The organism is Parabacteroides sp. AF39-10AC (assembly GCF_003635405.1).
GTDB lineage: Bacteria > Bacteroidota > Bacteroidia > Bacteroidales > Tannerellaceae > Parabacteroides > Parabacteroides distasonis.
The window spans coordinates 1-6,344 of record NZ_QTLP01000062.1 but is presented as its reverse complement, the minus strand read 5'-3'; the positions used below and the strand labels follow the sequence as shown (position 1 = coordinate 6,344).

Below are 6,344 nucleotides of genomic sequence, written 5' to 3'. Positions count from 1 at the left end.
ATGATTTTAGCCACAATTTCAAAATAATTGTGGCTAAAAATCTTAAACGGCTGATTTTCAGCCGTAGCCCCGCAGGGCAAGAGGAAAAAACAGGGCTTGCCCGGTTTCCTCTTGCTGTTCTTTCGGCTGCTTCGCATCCGGCGAACACCCTCCCCTGCGGTACGGCGAAAGCTCGTACAAGGGGGACGGGGAGAAGTCGGAGCGAGGCACTAAGAAAGAACCTATTCCACAAACAAAAAAACACATAAAAACGACACAACAGGCTGCATAAAATAAACACAAATTGTTTCGCTATATGGAAACAAAAGATTATCTTTGCAACACTGAAAAACTTTATATGGAAGCAAAATCAAGATTCAAGGTCAAATTATCCAACGAAGCCCAAGAGTTTTTAGACGGATTGCCCAACAAGGTACGTGAGAAGATCATTAGCAATATTCGTAAATCTACCTTTGTAATTGATCCAGATTTATTCAAGAAATTGGATGATACGGATATTTGGGAATTCAGAACGTTCTATAACAAAACCAAGTACAGGCTTCTTGCTTTTTGGGATAAGGACGATAAGATAAACACTCTGGTAATCGCAACGCATGGGTTTATCAAGAAAACCCAAAAGACACCTCCCAAAGAAATAGCCAAAGCCGAAGAGATTAGAAAAGATTATTTTAATTCAAAAAGATAAAGCGTATGGAAGCAAAGAAATTTTATACACTCGAAGAAATCGAGGATAAATACATCGGGGAAAAAGGTACTCCCAAACGTGATGCCTACGAAGAAGAACTTAACTCCTTTTTGATAGGTGAAGCCATTAAACAGGCTCGCCAATCAAAGAACTTAACCCAAGAGGAGTTAGGTAATCTGATAGGAGTGCAGCGTGCTCAAATCTCCCGAATTGAAAACGGTAAGAACTTAACCTTTTCCACCATTGCAAGAGTTTTTAAGGCTATGGGGATAAGTGCTAAACTTGAAATCGGAAGCATGGGAAAAGTTGCGTTATGGTAACTAACTATATAACAAAAAGTTATATCAAATCCGGGAGCGAAAACGCATCCCGGAAAATTCTCGCTTTATACATAAAAAATCATAATTAAACACATATTAACACGCGGGAAAATTCGCTCGATTTACCCCGCTGCGCTTGGCTTTTGCTTTGCTTTCACAAGTATTCAAAAACTCGTTTTTAGGCTATTTCCGTTTTTCTTGACCTCCTAAAATCTCTTTGACTTGTTTTAAAGCATAGCTTGTTATATGCTTATCAACTTTTGAAATTGCATTTATAAATTACTAACTATCAACAAATTATAGCAACACAAAAGGGATTAAAAACGAGTTTTTGAATGTTATAAACGAGTTTTTGAATGTTATTTTGCTCTTTAAAAACGAGTTTTTGAATGTTTTTGTGGAGATACATTTTTCAATCTCGTTTTTAATTTCTATATTTGCGAACATTCAATCTCTCGTTTTTAAAATTACATGAATATGGCTGTAAAGATTACGAACAAAGACGTGATACAGAGTTATTTAATGACCGTATCAAAGTATAACTTTTCCGTGTACGAAAAACGCATTTTGTACCGTCTTGTAGAAGCTATGCAATGTGAACTTGAAGGAAAAAAACTATATCCCGGGCTGCGAATCGAGAAGAATTTGTACGATGACAGGGTTGTTTTAATGCCCATTTCTGCGTTTTTAGCCAACGATGACGATGAGAACTATACCCGTGTGAAAAAAGCCCTTTTAGACCTTAGAAACAAGGCTTTTGAGTTCGATGACGGGCAGGTATGGAAAGTGATAGGTATTATCGAGAAGCCACAATTCAACTATAAAAGGGGCTGGGTAAGATTTGAGATACAGCCGGAAATATATAATGCCGTACTCAACTTCTCAAAGGGATTCAGGAAATATGAGCTTAAAACGGCAATGGAATTTACAAGCCAATACTCGATGCGGTTCTATGAGCTTATGAGCGGACAGGAAAGACCCTTGATTTATACAATCGAGGACTTAAAAATCATGTTCGGCGTACAAGACAAATACAAGCGAAACCCCGACTTTATCAAGTGGATTGTAAAGCCTGCGAAAGAAGAATTAGACGCCAAAAGCCCCTATTCCTTTGAATACAAAATCTTAAAGGACGGACGTTCTTTCCATTCACTAAAACTATATCCAAAATACCAGCCGGAGCACAGGGACGAGGAACTCGAAAAGCACGAACTACAAAAACAGGTCAGCTTAGGGTGGGACTTAGACAGGCTCATACGGAACTATCTAAAACAAGACCTGCTATTCACAGACCAAGAGATAAAGAACAACATAGACCTTTTCAAGGCTGCGCAAAAAGAGCTTGACATAATGCTAGAGCTTTCCATTCTCAAGGGAAAAGCAAGAGAAAAGAAAAACCCCAAGGGGTATATTATCAATGCAATCAAAGGGAAATTAAAAGATAGAAAATAGCTTATGAAAACAGGTGATAAAGTTATCGTACCAGCCGAAATAAACGGCTATGGCAGGGATTTACGGGCAATGGTTACAGAGATAGAGAAGTTCGCCGGGGCAATATTCGTAACAGTGATATTCACCGAACCATGTCCGGAAGCCTGCGGAAGAAATGGGGGCGTTTACCATGACTTCCAGCTAATAGCAAGATGATTTATTTTGCTATAACCGCAATAAATTGCAATAATGTTTGTGATAAATTGCTATAACAATACTTATAACTACCTTTGCAACAGAATATAGCATTTTACAGCAATGGAAAAAGGACAGGAAAGCAAGCAAAAGAGGAAAACACCGCTTACCACCATAGCGATAAGCCAAGAGTACGCCCAAAAATTAGACGAGTATTTAAACGGTACGGGTATAACTCGCAAAGAATTTGTCGAGTTATCCGTTGATTATTTCCAAAGAACCGGGTTCGACCTCCGGGGTGAAGCTTTTGACCTCTCCCCATTAGAAAAGGTTGCCGGGCGGCTGGAACAATCCGCAAAGATCATGGAACGACACAACGAGGGAACGGAAGCGGTTCGCCAGCTATTACAGGCAGTCCGGGAACAGACCGCCAAGCAACTCCCTGCGCCGGAACTGATCGCCCATGCTGCCGAAGAAAAAGCAAAGGCAGAAGCCAAAAGCGAAGAACAAGAAAGGGAGATTGCCCGGCTGCGCTCCGAAAACTCCGCTTTGCTGGAATACAAGGAAAAGGCGCACCGGGAACTGTGCCGGGTGCGTGACGAGCAAAAGACTTTCGGAAAAATACATGTAAACACTGAATTAGATGTATAAAACTAATAAACATTACTTTGTCTATCCCTAAAAACAAATACACATGTTCAAACCAACTTCTTTTGCGGAATAATAAGGCAAGGTCACTATCGCCACATGCTCTTTGTAACATTCGGATTTCTTAAATATCTTAGGATACAACCAATAAGCCAGTTTCGTGCTCAAAACACCAATACAAGCCCCTGCTACCACATCATTGAGGTAATGCCTGTCATTGTATATTCTCAAGTATCCCGTAATTGCTGCTATCGCATACCCTGCATAACCAATCCATGGCGACACATCCCTATATTCCCGGTAAAGAAATTCAGCTCCCATAAATGCCGTAGCAGTATGACCGGATGGAAAAGAATTTCGAGTATTACTATCCGGTCTTTTCTCTTTAAACGAATATTTCATCGTATTGACAATCATTCCCATAGTTGCATAAGACATTGCCAAAATTATTGTCCTGCCTTTAAAGCTATGCTTCCCTTTCACACCTGCAAGGTTTAACCCATAAACTGCGACCATTGGCGAATATTGCATATAATCATCAAACTTGATTTTATTTCTTCCTTTGGCAGAAAGGAGATCCTGCACATTCTCCCTCTGTTCTGTAAACCAGCCATCACAGACAAACAAAGCTGCTGTACCTATCCCCATGACAGGAACTAACACCTCTTTAAATTTCAATTGATACACTTCATCTAAAACAGGTTTCGGTAATTCCTTATACAAACTATCCTTCACTCCATTTTGCGCCCATATATGGGTAAAAGAAAACATGAAAATCCCTATCGCCAATAAAGATTCTCTCGTAAAAAAATATTTTTTCATCTACGCTTTTGTTGTGCGAACTATAATTCGATACGGGCACAACAAACAAATACCCCAAAGCGTAAAAAAAAGAAGCGTGGGCTTCCTTATCAACACTCTGAGGTATTTGGCGTAACCCGTATAGACGATAAGTTCCACCCACGCATAGCGCAGGCGTTCACAGAACTTATTCGTGTCTATACATCATCTAATCGCCAAATTTTCAGAGTATACCGAATAATAGTAAACGCTATTAATTATATGTTTATGTTATATCTTTAGTATTTCATGCTTTTACCATTGCCTTAATCTTTTAAATAAATACTTAATCCAATTTTGAGGCTGCAAAGATAGCGAAATATATTGAATATTAATATTTTGCCAGTCCTTCCATTTTCATAAACCCATATTTTTGCTATTATACTAAATCAAGAAGTACAGAGCGAATACTTAATACAACGGTAACAGAATGACAAAACGGACACCCCACCAAAGAGCAACATTTTTTTCTTTTTTCCTAAACACCTGCCAGCGAAGCACAGAGTATTTGTCAAGGGCGAAGGGTAAAAAATCTCCTGTGCTCGCTTCGCTCGTGCGGTATTTTTTACCCGGAGAGTGAAACGTCCCTTGACAAATGCGGCGTGCGTAGCTACCTTTGTGCCGGAAAATAGAAAAATTACCAACTGCCCATGCCAAAACCTCTGCTCTTTTTGGGCTTCTGCCGGAGTTCCAAATCTTCCTCCTGCTGCTTCTTGGGAGTGGGCTGCTCGATGTCGGGTGTTTTCTCCACCTGTCGGATTTTTGACATCTCCGGCTCCTGCCGGGTTTGAAGCTCCGTTTTGAGATTGTCCCATTTCTCCTTTCTGATGCGCTGCGCACGCTCCACCTGTCGGGCAATTTCTGCCGGGTTGCCGTTCTTGACGGCGTTAAGGTAGTCGATACTTTCCTCCGGCTCCCGGTCAAACCCCATTCGCCGATCAAAAGAGCTTTCACACTTCCGGAAAAAATCCGTCCGGTCAAAACTTCCCTTCACGTTGCCGCAGTTCTTCTTTCCGGTGTGGTTCGTTTTAGGGCTTAACTTCCTGGTGTTGCTCCGGTCTTTCCGGCTGACGATGATATGTGCGTGCATATCACTGTCACTGTCACCGTCCCGGTTGAAGTGGATCTTTGCGTAATATTCCACATCATCGCTTCTCAAGCCTTTTCCGAAGCCCTCCGCATAGTTTCTCATCACATCCTGTCGTATGTACCGCCGTAAGGCTTCCGCACGCTCCTGCGGAGTTCCGCCCATGCAGCGCAGCTCCTTCTCTGAAGGGCTGACAGTGATAACATAGAACTTTGCGTCAGTCCGGCTTAACTTAGCCTTGTTGTTGTCTATCTTGAATGTGACCTCCCTTGCGCTCACGTAGTCCCGGAACTGGTTGAAGAATGGCTGCACCTCCTCCCCTTTCTTCATCCTCTCCAAATCCTCATGCTGGAGATAGTTCGTCACCGCAACGCAACTGCCTGTATTGGCATATGTGCCGTTACCGCCTCCCTGTATCTTCACGTTCATATCTTTTCCCTTTTGTTCTTCTCGTCCTTGTACAAGGCTTTTATATCATCGAAAAGCCCGGCTTTTCCTTTCGCATCGATATAGCTTGCGATATAGGAGAAGATCTTCTCCTGCCTTTGCGTCACAGCGTCCAGCCTTGCATAAATGGCTTGTTGGTTCTTCAGAAGCATATCCCTCGACTGACCGACTGCCTTTTCCGCCCGGTCCAAAGCCTGCTCCCTTATCCCGGCAAGGCTTGCAAGGTCACGCATGAATAGGTCATTGTCTTTTTGGTATTGGCTGAACTTTTTTTCCGTAAGTATCGAGTCCATGCTCATGGTCACTCTCATGCTTGTACTGCCCATGGCTTCACAAGCCGGACGCAAGAAATCCTGCTCCTGCTTCCTGATGAACGCTATCACCTGATCACAGCGTTTGATAAGTTTCTGCATTTCCTTTGCCGGGCTTTCATGCTCAACCGGATTGATGCCGTACTTCTCGAAGTACTCCAGCGCACAGGAAAGGAAGTCTTTCTTTGATACATTATTGGACTTTGCCAGCCTGTCAAGCCGGGCAAACGTTTTCCGGTCAATGGTTACCGAGGTGGTTGTTTCCTTATCCATACAATTGCGATTTTAATTGCTACTTATATTATTAAATCTCTGATTTACAAAGATATGATTTTAGCCACAATTTCAAAATAATTGTGGCTAAAAATCTTAAACGGCTG

General features: G+C 41.9%; 9 protein-coding genes. 6 read left to right on the top strand and 3 right to left on the bottom strand.

Annotation, left to right across the window (positions count from 1 at the left end; translation table 11 throughout):
• The 6 genes from DW033_RS25155 to DW033_RS24010 all read left to right on the top strand — a co-directional run.
• A partial coding sequence (locus DW033_RS25155; protein WP_233554306.1) for a hypothetical protein occupies positions 1-248 on the top strand: 248 nt, incomplete at its 5' end.
• 89 nt (positions 249-337) lie between these two features.
• Entirely contained in the window at positions 338-685 is a 348-nt protein-coding gene (locus DW033_RS24030) for a type II toxin-antitoxin system RelE/ParE family toxin (RefSeq protein ID WP_117589366.1), read from the top strand.
• Positions 686-690: 5 nt separating this feature from the next.
• Positions 691-1,005, top strand: coding sequence for a helix-turn-helix domain-containing protein (locus tag DW033_RS24025; RefSeq protein ID WP_007851388.1), 315 nt, complete (start codon positions 691-693; stop codon positions 1,003-1,005).
• A 477-nt stretch (positions 1,006-1,482) separates the two neighbouring features.
• Positions 1,483-2,457, top strand: coding sequence for a replication initiation protein (locus tag DW033_RS24020; protein ID WP_117589365.1), 975 nt, complete (start codon positions 1,483-1,485; stop codon positions 2,455-2,457).
• A gap of 3 nt (positions 2,458-2,460) precedes the next feature.
• A complete protein-coding gene (locus DW033_RS24015) occupies positions 2,461-2,652 on the top strand; it encodes a hypothetical protein (RefSeq protein ID WP_016274500.1) in 192 nt (63 codons plus the stop codon).
• 102 nt (positions 2,653-2,754) lie between these two features.
• Complete coding sequence (locus tag DW033_RS24010; RefSeq protein WP_117589362.1) at positions 2,755-3,282, top strand: hypothetical protein; 528 nt, start codon at positions 2,755-2,757, stop codon at positions 3,280-3,282.
• A 27-nt stretch (positions 3,283-3,309) separates the two neighbouring features.
• Here DW033_RS24010 and DW033_RS24005 read toward each other — a convergent pair whose 3' ends face one another.
• From DW033_RS24005 to btgA, 3 genes are all read right to left on the bottom strand, one after another.
• Positions 3,310-4,101: a phosphatase PAP2 family protein gene (locus DW033_RS24005; RefSeq protein ID WP_229095821.1), complete on the bottom strand. Its 792-nt coding sequence runs from the start codon at positions 4,099-4,101 to the stop codon at positions 3,310-3,312.
• Between the two features lie 655 nt (positions 4,102-4,756).
• A complete protein-coding gene (btgB, locus tag DW033_RS23995) occupies positions 4,757-5,635 on the bottom strand; it encodes a mobilization protein BtgB (RefSeq protein WP_122383238.1) in 879 nt (292 codons plus the stop codon).
• Entirely contained in the window at positions 5,632-6,237 is a 606-nt protein-coding gene (gene btgA, locus DW033_RS23990; protein WP_117589363.1) for a mobilization protein BtgA, read from the bottom strand. Before btgA ends, btgB begins: the two co-directional genes overlap by 4 nt.
• Positions 6,238-6,344: the final 107 nt, after the last annotated feature.

Bases quoted from the DNA above. Each gene is read 5' to 3' on its own strand.
- DW033_RS24030 (WP_117589366.1), top strand. From the start codon at position 338: ATGGAAGCAAAATCAAGATTCAAGGTCAAATTATCCAACGAAGCCCAA.
- DW033_RS24025 (WP_007851388.1), top strand. From the start codon at position 691: ATGGAAGCAAAGAAATTTTATACACTCGAAGAAATCGAGGATAAATAC.
- DW033_RS24020 (WP_117589365.1), top strand. From the start codon at position 1,483: ATGGCTGTAAAGATTACGAACAAAGACGTGATACAGAGTTATTTAATG.
- DW033_RS24015 (WP_016274500.1), top strand. From the start codon at position 2,461: ATGAAAACAGGTGATAAAGTTATCGTACCAGCCGAAATAAACGGCTAT.
- DW033_RS24010 (WP_117589362.1), top strand. From the start codon at position 2,755: ATGGAAAAAGGACAGGAAAGCAAGCAAAAGAGGAAAACACCGCTTACC.
- DW033_RS24005 (WP_229095821.1), bottom strand. From the start codon at position 4,101: ATGAAAAAATATTTTTTTACGAGAGAATCTTTATTGGCGATAGGGATT.
- btgB (WP_122383238.1), bottom strand. From the start codon at position 5,635: ATGAACGTGAAGATACAGGGAGGCGGTAACGGCACATATGCCAATACA.
- btgA (WP_117589363.1), bottom strand. From the start codon at position 6,237: ATGGATAAGGAAACAACCACCTCGGTAACCATTGACCGGAAAACGTTT.